The organism is Halobacteriovorax marinus SJ (assembly GCF_000210915.2).
Lineage (GTDB): Bacteria > Bdellovibrionota > Bacteriovoracia > Bacteriovoracales > Bacteriovoracaceae > Halobacteriovorax > Halobacteriovorax marinus.
The window spans coordinates 2,237,444-2,258,947 of record NC_016620.1; the positions used below are offsets into that span (position 1 = coordinate 2,237,444).

General features: G+C 37.3%; 17 protein-coding genes. 9 read left to right on the top strand and 8 right to left on the bottom strand.

Annotated features, from left to right (window positions below; genetic code table 11):
• Positions 1-142: 142 nt before the first annotated feature.
• Positions 143-1,429 (bottom strand): hypothetical protein, encoded by a 1,287-nt coding sequence (locus BMS_RS10510; protein ID WP_014244796.1) that lies wholly within the window; start codon positions 1,427-1,429, stop codon positions 143-145.
• A gap of 183 nt (positions 1,430-1,612) precedes the next feature.
• On the opposite strand from BMS_RS10510, the gene BMS_RS10515 reads away from it, so the two are divergent.
• The 3 genes from BMS_RS10515 to BMS_RS10525 all read left to right on the top strand — a co-directional run bounded on the left by BMS_RS10515 (position 1,613) and on the right by BMS_RS10525 (position 6,067).
• Entirely contained in the window at positions 1,613-3,853 is a 2,241-nt protein-coding gene (locus BMS_RS10515; RefSeq protein ID WP_014244797.1) for an FHA domain-containing protein, read from the top strand.
• Between the two features lie 98 nt (positions 3,854-3,951).
• A complete protein-coding gene (gene tgt, locus BMS_RS10520) occupies positions 3,952-5,094 on the top strand; it encodes a tRNA guanosine(34) transglycosylase Tgt (protein WP_014244798.1) in 1,143 nt (380 codons plus the stop codon).
• A 7-nt stretch (positions 5,095-5,101) separates the two neighbouring features.
• Positions 5,102-6,067: a hypothetical protein gene (locus BMS_RS10525; RefSeq protein ID WP_014244799.1), complete on the top strand. Its 966-nt coding sequence runs from the start codon at positions 5,102-5,104 to the stop codon at positions 6,065-6,067.
• Position 6,068: 1 nt separating this feature from the next.
• Here BMS_RS10525 and BMS_RS10530 read toward each other — a convergent pair whose 3' ends face one another.
• The 3 genes from BMS_RS10530 to BMS_RS10540 all read right to left on the bottom strand — a co-directional run bounded on the left by BMS_RS10530 (position 6,069) and on the right by BMS_RS10540 (position 9,287).
• Complete coding sequence (locus tag BMS_RS10530; protein WP_014244800.1) at positions 6,069-7,217, bottom strand: hypothetical protein; 1,149 nt, start codon at positions 7,215-7,217, stop codon at positions 6,069-6,071.
• On the bottom strand, positions 7,214-8,008 hold the full coding sequence (locus BMS_RS10535) for a tetratricopeptide repeat protein (protein WP_157868276.1): 795 nt from the start codon (positions 8,006-8,008) through the stop codon (positions 7,214-7,216). The genes BMS_RS10530 and BMS_RS10535 overlap by 4 nt, the downstream gene beginning before the upstream one ends.
• A 163-nt stretch (positions 8,009-8,171) precedes the next feature.
• On the bottom strand, positions 8,172-9,287 hold the full coding sequence (locus tag BMS_RS10540; protein WP_014244802.1) for an aminotransferase class V-fold PLP-dependent enzyme: 1,116 nt from the start codon (positions 9,285-9,287) through the stop codon (positions 8,172-8,174).
• Between the two features lie 101 nt (positions 9,288-9,388).
• Here BMS_RS10540 and BMS_RS10545 point away from each other — a divergent pair, with 101 nt between their 5' ends.
• Together BMS_RS10545 and BMS_RS10550 are read left to right on the top strand one after the other, a co-directional pair.
• Positions 9,389-9,997: a hypothetical protein gene (locus tag BMS_RS10545; protein WP_014244803.1), complete on the top strand. Its 609-nt coding sequence runs from the start codon at positions 9,389-9,391 to the stop codon at positions 9,995-9,997.
• Entirely contained in the window at positions 9,991-10,770 is a 780-nt protein-coding gene (locus BMS_RS10550; RefSeq protein ID WP_014244804.1) for a matrixin family metalloprotease, read from the top strand. Before BMS_RS10545 ends, BMS_RS10550 begins: the two co-directional genes overlap by 7 nt.
• Here the strand turns inward: BMS_RS10550 and BMS_RS10555 are convergent.
• Both BMS_RS10555 and murD read right to left on the bottom strand, forming a co-directional pair.
• Positions 10,767-12,488: a M24 family metallopeptidase gene (locus BMS_RS10555; RefSeq protein WP_014244805.1), complete on the bottom strand. Its 1,722-nt coding sequence runs from the start codon at positions 12,486-12,488 to the stop codon at positions 10,767-10,769. The two genes, BMS_RS10550 and BMS_RS10555, sit on opposite strands and share 4 nt — an antisense overlap.
• Before the next feature lie 204 nt (positions 12,489-12,692).
• Positions 12,693-14,039, bottom strand: a complete 1,347-nt coding sequence (murD, locus tag BMS_RS10560; RefSeq protein ID WP_014244806.1) for a UDP-N-acetylmuramoyl-L-alanine--D-glutamate ligase — start codon at positions 14,037-14,039, stop codon at positions 12,693-12,695.
• Positions 14,040-14,116: 77 nt separating this feature from the next.
• On the opposite strand from murD, the gene BMS_RS10565 reads away from it, so the two are divergent.
• Positions 14,117-15,361: a methyltransferase gene (locus BMS_RS10565; protein ID WP_014244807.1), complete on the top strand. Its 1,245-nt coding sequence runs from the start codon at positions 14,117-14,119 to the stop codon at positions 15,359-15,361.
• Here BMS_RS10565 and BMS_RS10570 read toward each other — a convergent pair.
• Positions 15,353-17,539: a glutamine synthetase III family protein gene (locus BMS_RS10570; protein WP_014244808.1), complete on the bottom strand. Its 2,187-nt coding sequence runs from the start codon at positions 17,537-17,539 to the stop codon at positions 15,353-15,355. The two genes, BMS_RS10565 and BMS_RS10570, sit on opposite strands and share 9 nt — an antisense overlap.
• 264 nt (positions 17,540-17,803) lie before the next feature.
• On the opposite strand from BMS_RS10570, the gene BMS_RS10575 reads away from it, so the two are divergent.
• A complete protein-coding gene (locus BMS_RS10575; RefSeq protein ID WP_044557520.1) occupies positions 17,804-18,415 on the top strand; it encodes a 4'-phosphopantetheinyl transferase superfamily protein in 612 nt (203 codons plus the stop codon).
• Here BMS_RS10575 and BMS_RS10580 read toward each other — a convergent pair.
• The gene (locus BMS_RS10580) at positions 18,407-20,125 is read right to left on the bottom strand and encodes a M61 family metallopeptidase (RefSeq protein ID WP_044557521.1); all 1,719 of its coding nucleotides are present in this window, start codon (positions 20,123-20,125) and stop codon (positions 18,407-18,409) included. The two genes, BMS_RS10575 and BMS_RS10580, sit on opposite strands and share 9 nt — an antisense overlap.
• Before the next feature lie 156 nt (positions 20,126-20,281).
• On the opposite strand from BMS_RS10580, the gene BMS_RS10585 reads away from it, so the two are divergent.
• Positions 20,282-20,698: a HesB/IscA family protein gene (locus BMS_RS10585; RefSeq protein ID WP_014244811.1), complete on the top strand. Its 417-nt coding sequence runs from the start codon at positions 20,282-20,284 to the stop codon at positions 20,696-20,698.
• Positions 20,699-20,702: 4 nt separating this feature from the next.
• A complete protein-coding gene (locus BMS_RS10590) occupies positions 20,703-21,503 on the top strand; it encodes a LysR family transcriptional regulator (RefSeq protein WP_014244812.1) in 801 nt (266 codons plus the stop codon).
• The last annotated feature ends 1 nt before the right edge of the window (position 21,504 follow it).

The window sequence follows — 21,504 nt, forward strand, 5'->3', positions numbered from 1 at the left end:
AAGTATTGGATATCTAACAAACTGCGAGCTTAAAGTCATCACCTTTAAATTAATTACACAGAAAAAAATATTAATGAAATTAAGAGGTTAAGAGAAAGATCTTCTAATGGCCCTCTTTAGAAGAGGGCCGTGTATAGAATTATTAGAAGAATAATCTAAAATTAGCAGAATAGTAGTTAGATACTTTGATGTCATCGACACTATCTTTAACTGCAAACTTCCCTTGAAGGTCAAGTTGTAGAAGCCAAAGCTTGGCCGCAGCACCAAGAGTGAAGTGCTCTTTATCTAGCTGAGTTCTAAAAGTAAGGGCAATTCTCTCTTCCCAAGTATGCATTCCCCAGTCAGCACCTAAGTAAAGTCCATCACCTAGATTATAACCACTTCTCATATGCGTACCTGCAAAAGGAGAAAGCTTAAAGAAACTTAATTTATAATCAGCTTGTCCATGTAATCTAATAAGAGCGCTATTTCCAAATGAAGGTGTCCCTTCATCTTCTGAAGAAATTTCCGCTAGCTTCAGCTCTTCAACTGCTGCAAAAGCAGAGTAATTTGAATTCTTATATCCAAATCTATAGTCAATGGCCGCATTGATTAAAGTATTCTCAGCAGTATCAATATTACCACCTCCCCCTAGGAGAAGAACACCATCAACACTCTTCTTAATATCTAATCTACCTAAACCGTAGAGACCAAATGTTCCAAAGAAGTGCTCACCTTTTGTATAGTCAAACCATAGTCCCGCTTTTGCTTCAACTTTTGCATAAACATCTACACTTGGTGTCGTTGTCGTCGTAGTTGCAATTGATGACTCGTATGGAATTTTATCAACATTATATGTTTCTTTTACATAATCAGCTTGAGCTTGAGTAATAGAACCATTGCTAACACACTCTACAAGTAAGTCTTTTCCATCATCAGCTGGTCCTAGAGCATTTAAACAAGTCTTTAGCTGACTTCTAACGTCTGCTGGAATTTGATCTAGATTATCAATGATAGTTTCAATTGAGCTTTGAGTTTTTCTTGGAGTTAAAATAGCAAGAACTCCACCACCAAATCTAAAGTTTGGTTCGAAATTTACTCCAAAAGCATTGAATGAAAAAATTGGAATTCCAAAATCAATCTTTGCTCTTAGAACTTGTTCTTTATCATAATATTTTTCTAAAATTTGATTGGCCTGATCAAGGTCATTAGAAACATCACCAGAATCAATATCACCGATTTTATCTGCGTCGTCTTTAAGGTCCATAGCATCAGCTGTCATGGCCCCATTGATATTTAAATAGAAATCATGACCGTATGGTCTAAGCATTTCTTGAGTTTTAAATCTGTCATCAATTAACTTTGCTCTATCTACAATATCGTACCCTAGAGTATTAACAGTCATTAATCCTAAGCATCCTGCTAGGACAGTTTTCTTCCATGAAATCATTTTTCAAGCTCCCTTGTGTTGTAAGAATTTACTTTATTATCAAGACAATAAACTATTAATTCTACAGGGAAAATTTGTTTACAACTTTTTGATAAAAAACATCTAAATAGAAAGAGAATAGCTTGAAAAAAAAGCGAGATACTAGGACAATATTAAAGATAATAAAAAATAAGGTAAAAGAATTTGAGCAAAGACATCAACTATGAATTGGATATACGTTTCCCCGATCAGTCTCCACACAGAGTGAGTGTCGTTGATAAGTTATCCATTGGAAGCTCTGAAAAGAGTGATCTCTGCGTAGAAGATTATAATCTCTCTCCCCTTCACCTTAGCTTTAGAACTCATAACGGTGTCCTTTCAATTCACAACCTTGGGGGTAAGAATAAAACCTTACTAGGTGCTCAAGAGTTGATCCATGGAAAGATGTATATTCTTAATATTGGCGATGAGCTCAAACTTGGAGACATTGAAATATTTATTCGAGAAGGAGACCTCCAAGAGGAAACTCCCGAAGAGTTAAAGAATTTATTTGAAGATAAGACTGATCCAGTAATAGAGACAGAGCCTCAAGATTTAAACGAGTTTATTCCAGAAGAGACAGAGTCAGAGGACATGGAGTTATCTGAACTAGATGAAGAAGAAATTCTTGAAGAAGAGAGTGAAGAGGAATTATCCCCTCTGCAATTTCAAAGTATTGATGAACTCTCCCATGATGAGGAAGATGAATACGACGATGAAGATTATGAAGATGATGGAAAAGAAAAAACGCTCGTTGAAAAGTTAACAGGTATTTTTAAATTCAAACAGAAAGACCTAAGAAAAGAGATTGTGGCCAAGAATAAATCGAATTCTAAAGCGCCTACTGCACCAGGTTTCTTCACTAGGTTCTTCTCTTTCATTATTTTACTTTCATTAAGTTTTACAATTGTTGATCAGGTTTTTCCAATCTTTGAAGTGGAGCAATTACTCTCTAAGTATGTAAGTGACCTCCAAAAGATGATTAAGCCAATTCCTTACTCAAATTATTTAACGAGTGAAATCATCTATATTCTTGCGACCTATATAGCTGTAGAGATCTTAACGACCTTGCTCTTTGGTCTGAATATCGCTTATCTTCTCATGGGAGTTCGAAGTGACAGTGGACTCATTGCAAGTCGCGCGAAAGGGGTACTTCGATCGATTCTCTCGTTGATGACCTCTCCATTTTTAATTTTTGATCTACCATGTATTGTAAAAAAGAGAACCCTTAAAGAACTCTTAACAGCATCAAGGCTTCATACTCCATCAAGATTAAAGCAGAGTTTTGGATTTATCATCCTCTTTCCTCTCTTAACACTTCTGCCAATATACGCTCCACTCATTCCACAATTTGAGCGATTTCAAGAGAGAGAAATCCTAATTCAAAATGAAACTAGATTCTCAAAGAAAGAGGAGTTTACAAAGAGGAAATGGTCTAGCTTAGGTATGGGCTTAAACTTTGAAGCTAAGGTATCTAATAATTCCCTCTTCTTTCCAGTGATTAAGTTAAAGAAGAATCAGGCCCATGTTAGTCTAAAGCTATCTTCAAAGAAAGATGTATCGTCCTGGGGTCAATTAACTCCAATGGAAGAGTTATCTATGCTTTCTGAGATTAAGAAATTTACGAAACTCAATCCAATTTTAGGAATACACTATCCGGACTTAAAAAAAGATTTAAGTAAAGAAGAACTCTCTAGTCTCTCTGTCTCAGGATTTGAGCAATTATATCAATTGATTAAAAAGTCACTTAACCTAGACCCACTTAAGCTCCAGGAAATCTTCATTTCCCACGGACCTTTTCTTCAAGATATATTAGGTATTAATCAATTAATTTTAAGCTCTCTTAGCGTGAGTGATAACTCTAGTATTGGCGTATTTAAAAATAAAGACAAAATCATTATCTCCCACACTAATAGAGGCCCAAAGCTTATAAGAGTTAAGTCACTCATCATTTTCAAAGATACAAATGCTAGAACTTATCTTTTCAGTACCACTAAGAAGGCCTTTAGATATAGTTCAAAAATCGCTGAGCATTTTCTTCAAAATGCATTTCAATATGAACCTTTTGAAAATGAATCTCCCCTTTCATGGGATAGAACGATCGAATCACTCTCTGCTATTTCTAAGTCCAAAAAAGATCTTAGCGAAGAAGAGCTGGCCAAGAATTATGAATTCTATTTCGAATTTACGAGAAACTTCCTAAGCTCACTAGCTGAGAATGAGAAAATTGATCGCAAAGAGGCCATTGCAGATTTTTCTAAAGAAATTCAAGGCACAATTGATTATATTGACGGGATTCTAGAATTTAGCGAGCTGAATAAGCTCTCTGAGCTAGGACAGTCATTAAAGAGACTACAAGAAAACCTAGAGAGCGATAACCTAGGCTTCTTCTCTCTAAATCAGTAGCGATACTATGGAAATCATTCACGTTTTGATGAATTAAGTGGCATTTCCCCCAAAATTCTGACATAAAACCTAAAATTACAATTTTAGGAGTTAAATCAATGTCCAGAATCCAGGACCAAGTCAAAGAATATTTCAGTTTTGAACTTACCCACGTAGATAAGAACTCAAAGGCCAGGGCCGGAGTTATTAGAACACCAAATGGCGATATCCCAACACCAGTCTTCATGCCTGTCGGGACCCATGGTGCGGTAAAGGCCTTACAACCAAGCGTTCTTGAAGACATGGACACTAAGATCATTCTCTCCAATACATATCACCTTCACCTAAGCCCTGGTTCAGACCTTATTAAAAAGGCTGGTGGGCTTCACAAGTGGATGAATTGGCCAAGACCAATTTTAACTGACTCTGGTGGGTTTCAAGTATTCTCACTTCAAAAGAAGGCCATTAAAGAAGAAGGTGCTGAATTTAGAGACCAAAAAGGAAAATCTATACTTCTCTCTCCAGAGACAAGTATTGAAATTCAACAAAACCTTGGTTCAGATATAATGATGGCCTTCGACGAGTGTATCCCATACCCAGCATCGAAGAAATATACTAAAGACTCTATTGATAGAACTCATAGATGGTTAGATAGATGTATCAGCTCTTGGACTAATCCAAAGCAAGCACTATTTGGAATCATCCAAGGATCTACTTATGACGAATATAGATCAGAGTGTGCCGAGGAACTTATTAAAAGAGATCTACCTGGTTACGCTATTGGTGGTGTTTCTGTAGGTGAAGGGCCTGAGCTAATGGAGAAGATTGTCACTTACACTGCTCCATTAATGCCAGTTGATAAGCCTAGATATGTTATGGGTGTTGGTAATCCAGAAGACTTATTAATGATCTGGGAGAATGGAATTGATATGAGTGACTGTATCATTCCGACTAAGTTCGCTCGTGGGGGAACTCTATTTACGAATCGTGGAAAAATTAGAATTAAACATAAGAATTATAGAAGAGACTTCTACCCTATCGATCCAAATTGTGACTGCTATACTTGTAAGAACTTCACGAGATCGTATGTGAAGCACCTCTTTGACTCAAATGAAATTCTGGGAGCAATCCTAGCGACTGCTCACAATATTGCTTTCTACAAATCTCTAGCAGAGAGGGCCAGAGAGGCCATTCTTGAAAATAGATTCACTGAATTTAAAAAAGAATTTCTAGAGAATTATAATAGCTCTAAAAATAACTAAGGTATTTATGAAAAGTATTATCCTCCTCTTTCTCTTCTCTTTCTCTAGCTTTGGTGCAATCACAGAGAAAGAGTTTAATGAAGTTCCAAATAGAATACTTCACCTAATGAAAGAGGAGATCAGTGCCTCTGGTCTTGAAATTTCACTAAACCTTAATTGGTCTAGCGAAACTAAGAATGCTGGAGCAAATAGAAGAGGATACACTGGACTCATCTCGCTCTATGGCGGCTATGCAAGACTAACAGAAGTAACTCCTCAAAGTTTCGCACTAACCACTTGCCATGAATTAGCTCATCTTATTGCTGAGGGAATTAGAGTCATGCCAACTCTAAAGTATGCAAGTGAATCAGAGTCTGACTACTTTGCAACGAAGATATGCCTAAGAAAGTATCTAAGAGAGTATCCTACAGACAAAACTCCTACACAGTGGCAAAAGTCTATGTGCGAAGAAAGTTCAAGTTCTGAAACGACTCTATGTCACGATCTTCTAATCACCGCACGTGAGTCTCTAGCTGTAGACAATGCCCTGACAAAGAATGATCACTGGGATGACTACACTAAACTTGATCAAACAATTTCAGAGAGAACTCTCTACAACGGATACGCTAGTGTTGGATGCCGCTATACTAGTTACGTAGCAGGAGCACTAGGATTAGCTAGACCAAGCTGCTGGCACCATAAGAGCAGCCCTCTATCAATTGATGAATACCTTATTTCTTATGAGTACCCAGAGGCCATGTTTGTTGGTGAAATAAAGAACTTAGTAAGAACAAATTTTGGATGTCATTTCCAACTAAGTAGTATTGATTTCTTTAGACAAAGTATCCTCTCCCCTCTTTCCATGGGAGATGTTTCAGGTAAGAAGATTTATTCTTATAGTGACTGTAAATTAGACTCAAGCTCTAGTGCTTCCGGAACACTTAGTCTTTTCAAAGGTGAGATCTACTTAAATTTAGAAGCAAGGGATAAGTAATTTAATTACATCCCTTCTCTTTATCACAGTGCTCTTTTAAGTTTTCAATCTGAACGAGAGCATCTGGGTTTTCATTGAAAGCAACTTCTGTACCTCCAAGATTTCCCCATCCCCAAGCACTATAACTAATACTTCCATCTCTATTGATATCCATCTTATCGCTACAATTTTTAGCGTCCGATAGACTTCTACGAGATCTATTATTATCTCTTATACAAAGAGATGCAGACCCATCAGGGTTTTGAATATAGTGAGAGACTAGTACCGCATGCGTATACATGGCACTTCCTCTTTTTGTAAATACAATCTGCGGTTGTTGATTTTGATCAATCTTATTCTTTACCGCTTCAAAGAACTCAAGCGAGTCAGTTCTATTCATAGCACCAGACTTAAGGGCTATACTAAGACCTGAAGTACTCATCGCTCTCTTTCCCCACTCATGGGCAACTTTATCTGCAATATATTCTTCTAGTCCTGGAATTGAAGACAGTTGCATTAAATTCTCTATACCTGGAATCTTAGTAGGCTTATTATCAATAACATCATCTACAAGCTCTTTATAGTAATCCATTGCTTTATACTGCTCTTCTTCACTTGCTGCAAAGAGATCGTACTTAGGCTTAGCATCTTTATCAAAGAAAGCAAGACGATTGAATTTACTAGTTACCGAGGCGTGTCCCCAGCAAAAACCTTGTGTGGCTTCAATAGAACCACCGCCTCCACCATTTATAAAACTTAAAGAATTTTCTTTTGTTGTAAAATCAGCAGTAGATTGCATTCCCGGACGCTTAAATATATCAACTCCCTCTGGACACATTCTAGAACACGGACACTCGTCTGTAGTACAAGTTCCCCAAGGCACACAAGAGCAGACATTGCCACGTACAGCATCTGTTATATCCTGTAAGCTCTGCATCTCAGGTAAGACAGATTTCCTCTCTACCCAACATTCCGTAGGAAGGGATTTTTTCTCCTTAGAACTCTTTGCAACTTCTTCATAGGCAATATTACTAAGGTGATTATCAATAGCTTTATATGGAGTGGTCACTAAGTTTTTAAGAGCGTGTCCTACCCCAATCACATTTTGATCACATGAACTCATTAGAATGATAGTCATTAAAATAATGCCTATATTTTGTACTCTTCTCACTTTAAATCTCCAAATGCTTTGGCAATATAGAAACTAGAGCTCTTTTGTTTTTTTGCTGCGCGCTCAACACTTTCTATATCTTTCTTAGTTGGAGTCACTCCACTTTGATATTTTTTAAGACCTTTGCAAACGGAAATTGTCCATGCAACTGAGTTTGGATACTTCTCCAGAGATGAATTACAAGCGAGATTAAACTTCTTTTTACCAAGAGTTAAAGAGCGAAGCAGATCATACTTTACTCTAGTCACAAGATCTCTCTCTTCAATCCCCTTAGGGTTCATCAAGCTCAGGGCCTTCACATATTCTTTTCCCTCAATAAGAGCTTGAATAGACTTCTGCTTAGTAAATTCCCCGTAAAAACCTTTAAAAGACTTTGCACCATCTTTTTGAAAGAAACTTTCGTTGATAAAGTTCATATATCTAGCAATTTCTTTATTTTCAATTTTCTTAGAATCTTTAAAGTACTTCATCGCTTCGTCATAACGACTCTTAGATATCGACTTAGACTTAGCAAAGTCTATGGCCATTAGATTGACATAGACTTCTGTCTTGTCTTCACTAACCTTTAGCCCCTTTGCCTTTTCATAGTACTCTACCGCCTTATCGTAATACTTATGAGCGTAGAGCTCTCTAGCGGCTAAACTATAGAGAAAATACTTATCTTTATCATTTGATTGGGCCTTTTGAATTTCCTCTAAAAACATTTTTTCAATGGTCTCTAGATTTAATTCCTGAGCATAGAGCGATGGACTCATCACCAAAATAAATACAAAAAATATAACTCTCTTCATAACAACCTTTAAATTCACAAAAGTGAAGATTGTTAAATTTTATAGAAAAATAGTCTTTTATGATAGGGTGAGGAGATTTAGCCTACTAATTACCCATTAATACTGGAGATGGGGACAGAAAATCAATATTTTAACTGCCCCCAATTTTTGTCACTTTGAAAAATTATGCTTCAATTGCCATCGAAATCATTTTAGTCAACTTCTCTAAATCTTCTATTTTCACATTGTGAAAGAGAGAAATTCTAAATTGATTTCTTCCTAGTTTTCTATAGGCATCGATCCCATTAACACTTCCCTCTTTCTCAAAAACTTTGATTAGAGCCGAAGCGTCGTACTTATCGTCGACGTCTATAGTGGCAACAGCTGTAGATCTAAATTTCTCTTCACCTACATAAGGACTGAGGTAAGGCTTTTCAGTGGCCCAACCATAGATTAAGTCAGCTTTATCCTGAGCATACTTAATGGCCTTATCATAACCACCAAATTCATTCATGAGTTTAACCTGCTCATTTAAGAAGAAAATTGTAGAGATAGAAGGTGTATTATAAGTTTGATTCTTCTCACCATTTGAAATAGCAGCATCCCAACTCATTATTCCAGGAATATATCTTTCTTTATTGCTTTCAATTTCTTTAGATCTTGCAATGGCCTTTGGAGACATAATAGCAACCCAAAGCCCTCCCTCAGAAGCAAAAACTTTTTGAGGAGAAAAGAAGAAAACGTCAGTTTTAGAAATATCACATGGTACTTGCCCTGCTCCACTAGTAGCATCAACACAAAGTAAAGTATCCTCTCCTACATCTGGAAGTCCATCTATCTGAACACCTGTAGAAGTTTCATTGAGAGTTGTTGCAATTAAGTCTGCACCAGCAACATCTTTTGTGATCATTCCTTGCCCATACTCAGACTTAAACTCTTCTGCTTCAATCCAAGGTACGGCCTTACTAGACTTAAACCATTTCTGGGAAAACTCACCACATGTAAAGTGAGCGGCTTTCTTCCTTACTAGACCAAGAGCGATCATATCAAAGAGAAAAGTTGCACCCCCATTTCCTAGAACAACACTATAGTCAGATGGAATATTAAAGTAAGTTGCAAGTCCCTCTTGAACTTCTTTAACTAAATTCTTAACCGCCGGCTTTCGGTGGGATGTACCTATGAGAGAATTTCCAGTAGCAGCTAATTTCTCTAAGAATTCAACTGGAACAAGAGAAGGACCACAACCAAAACGAGGATCGCTAGGTCTTAATTCTTGTGGTGTCTTATAATTTTCAAACATAAATCATCCTTGGTAAATATTTGTCTTTATAATAGGCCGAAAACTCATATTTGAACAATTATTTATTTGTCATTCCATCATCTCTAACTAAGAATATTGCTATGAAAAAAATATCTTTACTCCTGTTTTTTGCACTAAGCATCAAGACAATGGCACAAGATACTGGGAAAAGTATCTTCTCTATTAACGATGTCTTCCTAGGCGGTGGATCACTTACTCAATTTGTCGGGAAAGTTCAAACCGATGAAAGTGGCTCTAAGAATAGCTTTGACTTTCTTCCTTATATTGGTGGAGGTGTGGAGTTTCATCTCTATGATTCATTTAGTTTAATTCCACAACTGGCCATCTCCTTTCCTCGCTCAGGAAGAGATGAAAATATAAAGAAGCTCACCTATTGGTTTCAATTTCCTGTGGCCTATAGACTTGAGAAATTTCAACTAAGCTTTGGTCCCGGACTTCTCTACAATAGAATATCTTCTTCTGGTGGAACTCAAAGTATAAGAAATGGAACAGGGACGACAGAGTTTCCACTCCCAAATGGCAGCTCAATCTCAAGTAATTTAACTTTAAACTTAGGTCTCGATTGGACTTTTTACCAAGATATTTCTGCAAAGTTTGAAACTTGGATAGTCAATTTAAGTGATAGTGAATCTAGATCTTATAGCTATGCTATTAGTGCTTATTATCACTTTGGAGAAATCAAATGGTAAAAATAATTCTAACACTTCTTCTTTCACTTTTCTCAGCAAAGTCCATGGCCTTCACTTTGAATACAAGTTTTGCGGCAGCATTTCCTGGAGAAGAAGTCGTTGTAAACCTTGCGACACATGAGTGTACAAACCTCCCTTATACGAACGATGAAATTCTCTCTATGGCCGTTGAAGGAGTGAATAAGTTTTGGAATAGAGTTCCAACGAGTAAATTAAAAATTAGACGTGGAAGTCATGTAAGTGTGGCAGCAGAGTTTGCAACTGACCCACTCTGTACTTCAAATACTAATGGCTGTACAGCAAACCCTGCTCTATCAAATCAATCACAAATCCTTATGAGCTGTAATACTGACACATCTAACTTTCCAAGTAATGGAGTCTTGGCAGTAACTGCAAATGTGAACACTTCTGGAAATAATATTGTGGGCTCAGTGATTCTTTTAAATAATAGATCTGGCTCTGGGCTTATCTCGCTTAGCCGTGAATCTTTTGTTTCAGTACTGGCCCATGAAATTGGTCACGCCATAGGGCTAGGACATTCTCCAGTGACTGACTCTCTTATGTACTTTGCCAATATGGCCAATAGAGTTGCACTAGGAGAAGATGATATGGATGGAGTGACTTATTTATATCCTAGAGAGCAGCCCACTTCATGTGGAAGTGTTGCCTATATCAAAGACGACTACAAAGGTGGAAAACCAATTGCAAGTTTACTCCTTGTAGCGCTCCTTACTGTCTTTACGTTAAAAAGAAGAAAAGCACTCCTCTCTTAAGAGAAGAGTGTCCCTCTTTTTTCACATTCAGCTTCATATTCATTTAACCAAGTAATTTCTTCTTCAGTCATCATACTCTTTTCTATGAGAGCATGATCAAAGCCAATCCAAACGACAGGCTTAAATGTGAGCATATTTTCAAACTCAGGGTGTTTTACAACTAGAGCAATATTTTCAAGTCTAACCCCACCAAAGCCTGGAATATAAATCCCTGGCTCTATGGAACCGAGGTTACCTTCTTTTAAAGCGATAGAACTAGTTGGAGAGAAGCGAAGTCCACCCTCGTGCACATTGATCCCTACACCATGCCCTGTACCGTGTGCATAATTATAACCACCGCGAAGGATTGGAGTTCTCGCCAAGGCATCAATCTGGCTCCCCCAAGTTCCCTCAGGGAAAACAGCGTTTTGCGCATTTAAGAGACCTTTTAAGACGAGAGTATAAATCTTCTTCTGCTCGTCACTGGCCTCTCCCTTTCCAAGAAAAATTGTTCGAGTCGTATCTGTGGCAAAGCCCCCTTCAAAGTAGCCACCAGAATCCATTAATGCGATTTCTCCATCAGTGGCCAATTTCTTAGCACTTGGACTTGAATAATGAATAATAGATGAATTAGCGCCAAAGCCGGCAATTGTTCCAAAGCTCTGCCCCTTTGAACCTTCTAATTCATAAAACTCACTCGTCTTATGAAAGAAATCTAACTCAGAGACACTCTCTCCTTTATGAAAGCTATTCTTTAACCAATTCAAAGAATTTAAAATGGCCCTATCCCCACTTTCAAAGGCCGCATCAATATACTCTAACTCTTGCTCAGTCTTAAGGGCATGCAAGTGAGTAATACCTCCAGACAGAGGCGCTAGAACTTCACTACCAAAGAGTGAACATAGATTCTTATAATCCGTAACGTTGATAAGAGCTGGATCGTAATAGAGCTTAGTAATATTTTGAGATGAAGAGATCTCTTTGGAGAATGAATCAATATTACATTTATGAAAATTTATAAAGCTATCTTCAAAGTCCACTAAATAGTGATTTGGGATAGCGAGCTCAATTCCATCTCTAGTCGCAAAACAGCGGGCCATAAAACTACTTTGAAAAGGTAGTCCATACCCACGAAGGTTAGTGAGCCATGAAATAGAGTCAAGGGAGTTCAACCATAAGGCCTCCCCCTCTTTAAGGATAGATCTTACTTTATCCTTAGAGCTCTTAAGCTTCTTTATCTTTGAAAGAGTGGCCTCTTTTGTAAAAGATGAAAATGAAATGAGATTTCTAATTGTATCAGTTGTCCCAACTTCTACAGTTTGCAGACTTTCTTTAAAGCGCTCAAGGTGCCCAAGTGGAGTTCTATCACCATCTAACCATAGAGAGGATAATCCTAAACCTTCTATCTTTTCAAATGTAGCATCAATAAGAGATTGTCCATAAGGACATTTCTCAACCACTACGCCCTCTGCTTCAACTTCAATATCTGCTTGTTCGTGATAGCGTCCATCAACAAAGAGATGACAAGTTCCATTTGCAAGAAGAAGAACTTCGGCCACTGAGCCTGAAAAGCCAGAGAAGTAATATCTAAGACTCTCTTGCATCGGCACATACTCATTCATAAAAATATCGTAGCTAGAAATATAGGCAGCATCTATTGAGTTCTTCTTTAAGAATTGACTCATTTCTAAAATATGCTGCTCAATAACCTCTTTTTCTAAAAAGAATGTATTTCTCATCTTTTCCTCACTTTTTTCTTTAATTTTTTTTTCTTTAGCCGAAAAGTCATAAAAAGCAAGTTTACTTTAAATATCGGCTATTTATTATGCGTTCAAACCTATCAAAAATTGTTTTTATCATACTCAGCGTCTTTTTCCTAAAAATAGCTGTGGCCGATACATTCAGATCTAACACTGATAGAAAGCCCTCCGGCTCTGTCACTATTAGCGTTCAAGATATTCGCTAATTAAAAGATCAAAATGTTCTCCCCTTTTGACATAGTTCTCATAGAGGTCAAAAGATGGAAAGGCCGGAGAAAAGAGAATGACTCCCTTCTCAACTTCTACTGATATATTCTTAATCACTTCATCTAATGTTTTGAAATAATCGCAGTTAAATTTTTCTTTAAATTCTTCCAAGAGAACTTTCCCCGACTCTCCATAGAGAAAGACTTTAGAGATTGATTCTTTATGAGCATCAAGTTTACTTTCTAGTTGATCTCCATGACCTCTAAGCTTTCCTCCAAGAATAAGAGAAATAGGTAAATTCTTATAAGAAAATTCACAGGCCTTTAGAGCTGTTAGAGATGCTTCCCAATTTGTACTTTTAGCATCATTAAAAATATAAAGTCCTTCACGACTAGGTCTCTTTTGTAATCGATAAGATACGCCTTGAAATTCCTTTAGCTGCTCTAGACCATTTTTCCAATCTACACCAACAGTCTCTAAGAGCTTTGTTGCAAAGTTGAGATTGGAGAGATTGTGCTCTCCTATGAGCTGGAAACTCTCTCTAACGTTACCACTAAAAATATCTGCAGAGCGAGGAACTTCAAGCTTAATTAGATTGCAGCTTGGGTTAAACTCTTTTTCAAATCCTCCCAAGTCACCGACGAATATATTGTCTGAATCATCTAAATTATCTGCAATAGAAAATTTAGCTCGAGCGTAGTCAGAAACTCGCTCATACCTCTCTCCGTGATTAGCGGAAATATTTAATATGGCGGCAACATCTGATTTAAAAGTATCCATACTCTCCAATTGAAAACTAGAGAGTTCTAAAGTTATTAAGGAAGCTTCACTTCTCTTACTTGAAAGAACCTCAAGAGCATATGTTGCTAGAGGCGTTCCAATATTTCCCCCTAAGAAACTAGAGCACCCTGCCCCTCGTGCCAAAAGGTCAATAATTGTCACCGTCGTAGTCTTACCATTTGTGCCCGTCACAGAAATAATCTTAGTCTTAGAAAGAGAATTCTTAAGTGCTCTATAAGCAAATTCTATTTCAGAAATAACTTCAATTCCTTTAGTTAAACACTCTTTTAAAAATTCACTCTCTCTAGCAATGCCTGGGGAGAGAATAATAGAGTCACATTGAGATAAGGCGCTCTGACAATCAGGGCTTTCTTGCGAGAGTAGTTGAAGACGATCATGGGCCTCAACTCTTGAGCCCCATTCTTCGGTATTTCCACTATTTACGGCGAAAACATCGGCTCCTAAAAAGAGGGCCAACCTCACACTGGCAAGACCAGAAACTCCCATTCCAACGACTGCTATATTTCTACCTTGTAAAGACAAGTTAATCCCCTTTTTTAGGACTTCAATTATTAATCTAAAGGCATTATAACAGGGTTAAAATTACTTTTGGAACTACTTTGAACTATAAAGAGCACTTTGACAGATTAATCGAATTCCTCCTTCCCTACGAAGGAATGTGGAATAGTGAAATCCTAGAAGACTACCCAAGGACAATGGACGCCTATCCGAGCGCATGGTTAGACGACCTAGAGAGACTCTCTAAGGAGGATTTGTGGCTCTTTGATTGTAAAGCCCACACAGATAAATTAAAGGATCAATCACTCATTGCCTTTATGAATGAGCTCTCAGAGCACACATCCCTAGATAAATTTTCTTACAAAGTAGAGAGAGACTTTCCCGACTGGGCCTTTAGAAAAGTAAAAGAAAAGAAACGTCACGAAATTACTCTTATTACGGCATTTCTAAATGAGCTTGAAAAGTCTTCTCCCCATTCGCACACTATTGATATAGGTGGTGGAGTTGGACATTTGGCCAGAGTCTTGGCCCACTACTATGGAATAAAAACTAAGACTATTGATATAAATAAAGAGTTTCAAGAGATAGGACTAAAGAGATCTAAGGCCTTCCCTCTTCCCGAAGGGGCCAATGAATTGGAGTTCATTCACATGAATTTCATCGAAGAGGGAAATTCTAAAAAAATGCAAAATGTCTTTTCTAAAGACTCCCTAACTCTTGGTCTACACACCTGTGGAGCACTTGCAAACTCTGTTATTGATACTCATATTAAAATGCAAACAAAGTCACTTTTAAACTTTGGATGCTGCTATCTAAAAATGAATGCCATGAGAGATTGTAATCTTTCTAATTACGCTAAGAAAGTAAACTCTCTTAAACTTACTAAGTGGTCTCTTACTCTGGCCTCCAGAGGCTATACAACAATGAGCTTTAAGCAATATTTACTTAAAGAGAGAGTTAAGGCCTTTAGATACACTTTACAACTTCTCTTAAATCAAATTCATGGAAAATCGCACTTTGTCTCAGTGGGAGACTCTCATCAAAGAGAGTATTGGGGAGACTTTTCTAGCTACGCCGAAAAGAAACTTAAGAGCTTAGAGATCTCTCACAACTTTAGTTCTAAAGAGCTAGATGATTTCTTTGAAAATAGTGATCATAAAAGAGTTGTGAAGCGAATGTATTTAGCAAATATACTTCGTTGGCAATTTGGCAGAATTCTTGAGCACTATATTCTTACTGATCGCTGTATACTCTTGGAGGAATCGGGACATAAGGTCCAGATGAAGGAACTCTTTGACGAGTCCCTTTCACCTAGAAATATTGGAATTTTTTCTACTCTATCTTAAAAAGAGCATTTCATAATATGTTGGCAGTGGCCAAAGCTCATTTGGAATAAGATCTTCCACTTCATTACAAGACTGAGCAAGTTTCTCCGAGAGAGGGAAAATATTATTCGCAATCTCAAGTGAATTCTTAGCAGCATCACCATTGAGTGCAGAACATGCGCTTGTTAAATTCATCAGATTTGCGTAGAGACTCTCAACTGTGAAGTTAAGCTTCTTATACATTTCAACTTCTACAGAAGACTCTAGTCCAATTTCTTTTTGAACTTTTATCACTTTCCCAAGTCTCTTCTTATATTCTAGAGTGGCTGGAAGTACATTCTTCTTAACAATATCCATTTGAGTTTGGAATTCAATTTCTCTTAGAGTGTTATAATTCTCAACAAGGACATTGTACCTCATTTGAAGTTCATTCTTTCTAAAGATACCTTTTTCCACCATATACTTAGTTTGCTCATCATCAAGTAGAGCGCCCAGAGCGTCTGCTGTAGTTCTTAAATTAGGAAGACCTCTCTTCTTAGCTTCTTCAACCCACTCCTGTGAATATCCGTCACCGTTGAAAATAATATTCCATGAACTTTGAAGCCATTTCTTTGTTAACTTCATGAGTGCAGCCTCTACAGAGCTGGCCTTAATTTCTTTTTCTAGAAATTCAATAGACTCTTCAAAAACTTCAGTTACTGCCGCGTTGAGAATACTTAGAGGAAAACTAATTGATTGAGATGACCCTACAGCTCTAAATTCAAACTTATTTCCAGTAAAAGCAAATGGAGATGTTCTATTTCTATCAGTATTGTCCATCATTAAGTTGGCCAATTGATTTGCACCGAGATCCAATACGACTTTACCTTCTTCACTCACCGTCTCACCGTTTTTAATGGCCTCAAAAATTTTCTCTAAATTTGAACCTGTAAAAACAGAGATAATCGAAGGAGGAGCTTCATTAGCACCTAAGCGGTGATCATTACCCTGTGAAGAGATGGCCATACGTAGAAGTTTTGCTCTTCTATAAACTGCTTCAATAACTATTGAAGTCACTGCAAGGAATTTAATATTCTTTTCAGGCTTATTTCCTGGCTCTAAGAGATTCATTCCATCATCAGTGGCCATTGACCAATTGATATGTTTTCCAGAACCATTAATACCTGCAAATGGTTTTTCGTGAAGAAGAGCAATGAAGTTATGCTTTTCTGCTACTTCTTTAATCACTGCCATCACTAATTGATTATTATCTGCGGAGACATTGGCCTCTCTAAAAATTTGCGCAATTTCAAATTGCCCTGGAGCAACTTCATTATGTCTTGTCTTAGCAGGAATTCCTAAGCGGTGTAATTCATAATCAATCTCTTCCATACAAGAGAGCACTCTCTCAGGAATACGACCAAAGTAGTGATCATCTAATTGTTGGTTCTTATGCGATAGTGAACCTAAGAGAGTTCTTCCCGTCATAACAAGGTCTGGTCTAGAAAAATAGAACGCCTTATCTACTAGGAAATACTCTTGTTCAGCACCACAAGTAACACTGACTTTCTTTGTATCTGTGAAACCAATGAGGTTCATAAATTTCGTGGCCACATCATTTAATCTTGTCACAGACCTTAACAGAGGCGTCTTCATATCTAGAGCATCACCGTGATACGATACAAATGCAGTTGGAATACAAAGAGTTTTTCCATTAACTCCATCCATGAGGAACATAGGAGAAGTTAAATCCCAAGATGTATAACCTCTCGCCTCAAAAGTGGATCTCGCTCCACCGTTTGGAAAAGATGAGGCATCTGGCTCACCTTGCATCAGCTGACCTGCCGATAATTTCTCTATTGGAAGCTCTCCGTCTAGATCGAGGAAAGCGTCGTGCTTTTCAGCAGTAGAACCTGTCAGTGGCTGAAACCAGTGACAAAAGTGTGTGGCCCCTTTTGCTGTGGCCCATTCAGTCACTGCTTTAGCGACGATATCTGCATGTTCTTTTTTGAGCTTATTTCCACTATTTGAAACTGTTAAAAGTTCATTCTTAATGGACTCCGGAATTCCGGGAGCTGTTAAGTAGTGAAAGACATTCTCTCCATAATACTCACTGACCTTTTGAAAGTTACCGTTTAGGTCAACTGGTCTTTTGAATGTGCGCTCTTTGCGATTAATTGCAAACTTCTTAGCTTCTATTCTTGAATACTTAGATGGCATTTTGATCTCCCTATCGTTTTATGCTGCCCATAATTTTCATTCACAAAAATTTTCTAATGGCCGGGAGAAATTGTCTACTGATAAGGGATATTAAATTACTGGCTTCGGCTTTCCCTAAAAAAGAAGCTCTGCAGCATTGGCCTGAGACATACAGAGTATTACTGTTGCAAAGAGAAAAAATAGTAATTTTGCAATCACTTCTTGAACTTCATGTGGCATCATAATAAAAACCCCGTTTAATTGAACACTATTTATGACAAATTTATGACGCTATCGCAACAAGAAATTTCACTCCTCTTCGACACCCTCAGTATTAAGCTAGAAGATACCTATCAAGGTGAAATTCCAAGGGATGTAAGCGAAGTCTATCCTTCAAAGAAAAGAGTCCGAGACCACTACACCTCTCGCCTGGCCCTTTTACATGCATTAGAGAGCCTAAAGGGCCCAGAGAGTTTTCAAAACTATAGCGACTTAATCATCGATAATCACCACCATCTAAGGAAGGCACCAGAGATACTAGTTTCTCTCACTCACACTATCGAGTTGGCTGCAGCCGTTGTCTCTAATCACCCTAAGATCTCTTCACTGGGAATTGATCTCGAAAGTACACAAAGAGAGATGAAGGAAGGAATTCTAAAATTCTTTATTAGAGATGAAGACACTGAAAGTGACCCTTTGAAAAATTGGTGTATTAAAGAGGCAGCCTTTAAAGCGCTCTCTCCCCTATATAATTTAGAGAAGAGGCTTGTACTAAAAGATATTATTATTTCTAAAGATAAGACTTTCTTTCTTGAGACGCTCCCTGAACTAAAGGGCCATTACTCAATTGAAGAGAGAAAGGGCCACTACTTGGCCCTTGCAATAACCCTAGCCTAGGAACTTCTTCGTCAACTCTTCATTAGTGGACTTAAGTGCGACAATACTTCTTGGTGCGCTCTCCATTAAGACTTCAACATCTGTCAGGTAACCAAGTCGTGAAACAGTGAATCTGTAAGTCTTATTTAAAGTTAAAAATTTATCGTACTTTTGAAAGTCTCCACTAAGAACTCGCATACCATCAATTGCGATAATTTCATCTCCAGCATTTAGACCATACTTATGAGCTGCACCATCTAGAGTTACTGATTTAATGACAACTCTATCGCCAGTATTAGAAGTCACAACACCAAGATCAACCTTAGAATCTGTAGTGTATTCAACTTCAACTGACATCTCTTTTAAAAGTTGCTCAAAGTCTATTTCCTCAGTCGAACAAATCATATTCTCAAAGCGCTCTCGCACTTTTCTATTTGTGAGCGATTCAATCATTGAATAAACTTCATGATCTTCCATTCCATTTTCTGGATCTGCTTTATATCTCTTCCAAAGTAAATCTAGTAGAGCATTAATCCCCGATCCCTCTTTTACTAATAAGATATTAAGCGCGAAGAAAACGAGCCCACCTTTTAAGTAATAAGAAATTGAAGAGTTATTAGAATTTTCATCTGGTCTATACAACTTGATCCAAGCATTGAACGAGCTATCTTCTAGAGAGTGAAACTTTCTACCAGGAATCGAGTAATAGCGATTTAGATTGGCCTTCATTTTCTCAAGATACTCACTGAGTGTTGTTAGACCACATCTATAGACAAAGAGCTGATCCATAAAACTTGTGAGCCCTTCCGTTAGCCAGTGCATTCTAGTGAATCCTTCACTCAAGTAATTGAATGGCCCTAATTCTTTAGGGCGAATTCTTTTAACATTCCATGTATGAAAGTATTCGTGAGCAACTAGCTCTAGCCAATCAGTGTAGCCACTTCGATCAATCATTGCTCTTGAACAATATTGAAGTGCCGTTGAATTCTTATGTTCTAGACCTCCAAAGAGATTAGGAGCAAAGTGAGTGATAAAAGTATATTTCTCATAGGGAATCTCTCCCATCGTTTTAGAGATATATTCTACAATTGTTTTAATATCTGCTTTTAAATTATACCCATGCTTCATTGGGCTTCCGTACCAACAAAGTTCGTGATCGATTCCATCCACTCTAAAACCATCAGTTTCCTGACAACCTATTTCAATAGGAGAATCAATAAGATCATCGTAGTTATCTGCGCTATATAAAAAGACTTCTCTCTTAGTAGAAATATCTCTAAGCCCCGTAGTTAGTTTTGACCAAAGAGGAGGAAACTCAACTTCAACTTCTGGGTTTAAAATATTCTTATCTTTAATACCCATAAAAATTGTTGGCCCATGTAGAAAAGCGTGAGACTCATCGATATGAGAAGTACGAACAGTGAGCTCGTGACAGAAGACATCGTAATGAATTTCAAAATTTTCTTTATCGCCTTTAACCTCTTTTGACTCAAAATCTACTTCGTAGACACCCTTATCAACTTGTTCAAAATAGTAGAATTCTCCACCAGGATTTAGGGCCTTAAAGTTTTGAATATGCTTTCCATACTCTCTCATTAGGTATGACCCAGGCGACCATGAAGGTATAAAAAAAGATAGTTTAGCGTCATCTTTTGACCTCTGTCCCCTGATTGTAACTGATAAGTAGTGAGTTTTTGGATTATCGATTTTAATCTTGTAATGCAATTTCATTAAATTCATTCCTTTTTAAAATAATTCTTGAAATTAAGGTCCTCTTTAAGCTAGAAGCATAGGAAAAATTGAATATTAATTTTTGAAAACTTACATGACAAACTTTTCTTATTCAAGTTTGACACAACACACACTACACAAAAATGAGTTACTACTATGGCCTTTAAGGAAAACAAAATTAACCCAGATCTTGTTGCCACCCCAGTTGTTTACTTCACACAAAGAGCTCTTGAACAGCTTAAATTAATACTTGAAAATGACTTCACACTTGCCGGGAAATACTTTCGTATTCTCATCTCTGGTAAAGGGTGTGATGGATTTACTTACTCGGCAGGCTTCACTGACGTCAAAGAAGATGACTTTGAAGTGAGAATTGAAAATAGTGATGAAGACATCATTATTCTCTTAGATCCTTTTGCCGCTTTCTATCTACAAGAAAGTTCTGTAGACTTTATACAAGACTTAGTAAATGACGTTGAAGGTTTTGTGATTACAAATCACCTTCAAAAGAAGTACGCAGGAAAGTTTTGGAGAAAGGCTCCAGAGAAAACTCCTCCTCTACTTCAAAAGTAGAAATATGGACTATAGATATTTAAAAGCATTTCTCTATACTGCTGAATACGCCAGTTTTTCTAAAGCTGCGCAGAAACTTAAAATCGCTCAATCAGCAGTAAGCCGACAAATAAAACTCCTAGAAGAGTCACTTGATGAAGAACTCATTATGAGATCATCTAAGAAAGTTCTCCTTACAACAAAGGGAAAAGAACTCTATCTTGTGGCCAAGCAATTTGATGAGATGACTGATGAGATATTTCAAAAAGAAGAGAAGAAACCTCTTCGTATTGGAATTTTAAATGGTCTCTTGAAAAATTGGTTTACTCCTTATCTAACAAAGTATTGCAAGAAGTACTCTAGAGAGCTCTCTATCCATATTGAAGATCAGCCTCAACTTAAGGCCGGAATAGAAGATGGTCGCTATGATATTACTTTCTCAACTGACAATCTTCAGTCAGAATTAGTTTCTTCGCTAAAACTCTTTAGAGAGAAATTAGTTCTTATTTCTAAGGAAGAAATTGAACTAACTCGTCTTGAGCAATATAGATGGATTGTTTTTAGTCATGGAGATAATCTCTACAAAATAAGCAAGAAGCCAAGCGATACAATTATCACAGTGGATTCAATTGATACTATTTTAAATCTCGTAAAGAATAATTTGGGAATTGCAGTTGTGCCTGACCACGTTCTTAAGAAGAGTGAAAATCTTCAAATTTATAATCTCAAGTCGCTTCCAAATTCTGATATCTACATGACGACTTTAAATTATAAGCATATGCCTGCTCATATACGAGAGATGACAACGATCATCTCTGCCAAGTAAT

What these genes read in the sequence shown, in the direction of transcription:
- BMS_RS10510 (WP_014244796.1), bottom strand. Translation starts at nt 1,429, where the DNA reads ATGATTTCATGGAAGAAAACTGTCCTAGCAGGATGCTTAGGATTAATG.
- tgt (WP_014244798.1), top strand. Translation starts at nt 3,952, where the DNA reads ATGTCCAGAATCCAGGACCAAGTCAAAGAATATTTCAGTTTTGAACTT.
- BMS_RS10525 (WP_014244799.1), top strand. Translation starts at nt 5,102, where the DNA reads ATGAAAAGTATTATCCTCCTCTTTCTCTTCTCTTTCTCTAGCTTTGGT.
- BMS_RS10535 (WP_157868276.1), bottom strand. Translation starts at nt 8,008, where the DNA reads ATGAAGAGAGTTATATTTTTTGTATTTATTTTGGTGATGAGTCCATCG.
- BMS_RS10540 (WP_014244802.1), bottom strand. Translation starts at nt 9,287, where the DNA reads ATGTTTGAAAATTATAAGACACCACAAGAATTAAGACCTAGCGATCCT.
- BMS_RS10545 (WP_014244803.1), top strand. Translation starts at nt 9,389, where the DNA reads ATGAAAAAAATATCTTTACTCCTGTTTTTTGCACTAAGCATCAAGACA.
- BMS_RS10550 (WP_014244804.1), top strand. Translation starts at nt 9,991, where the DNA reads ATGGTAAAAATAATTCTAACACTTCTTCTTTCACTTTTCTCAGCAAAG.
- BMS_RS10555 (WP_014244805.1), bottom strand. Translation starts at nt 12,488, where the DNA reads ATGAGAAATACATTCTTTTTAGAAAAAGAGGTTATTGAGCAGCATATT.
- BMS_RS10570 (WP_014244808.1), bottom strand. Translation starts at nt 17,539, where the DNA reads ATGCCATCTAAGTATTCAAGAATAGAAGCTAAGAAGTTTGCAATTAAT.
- BMS_RS10575 (WP_044557520.1), top strand. Translation starts at nt 17,804, where the DNA reads ATGACGCTATCGCAACAAGAAATTTCACTCCTCTTCGACACCCTCAGT.
- BMS_RS10580 (WP_044557521.1), bottom strand. Translation starts at nt 20,125, where the DNA reads ATGAAATTGCATTACAAGATTAAAATCGATAATCCAAAAACTCACTAC.
- BMS_RS10585 (WP_014244811.1), top strand. Translation starts at nt 20,282, where the DNA reads ATGGCCTTTAAGGAAAACAAAATTAACCCAGATCTTGTTGCCACCCCA.
- BMS_RS10590 (WP_014244812.1), top strand. Translation starts at nt 20,703, where the DNA reads ATGGACTATAGATATTTAAAAGCATTTCTCTATACTGCTGAATACGCC.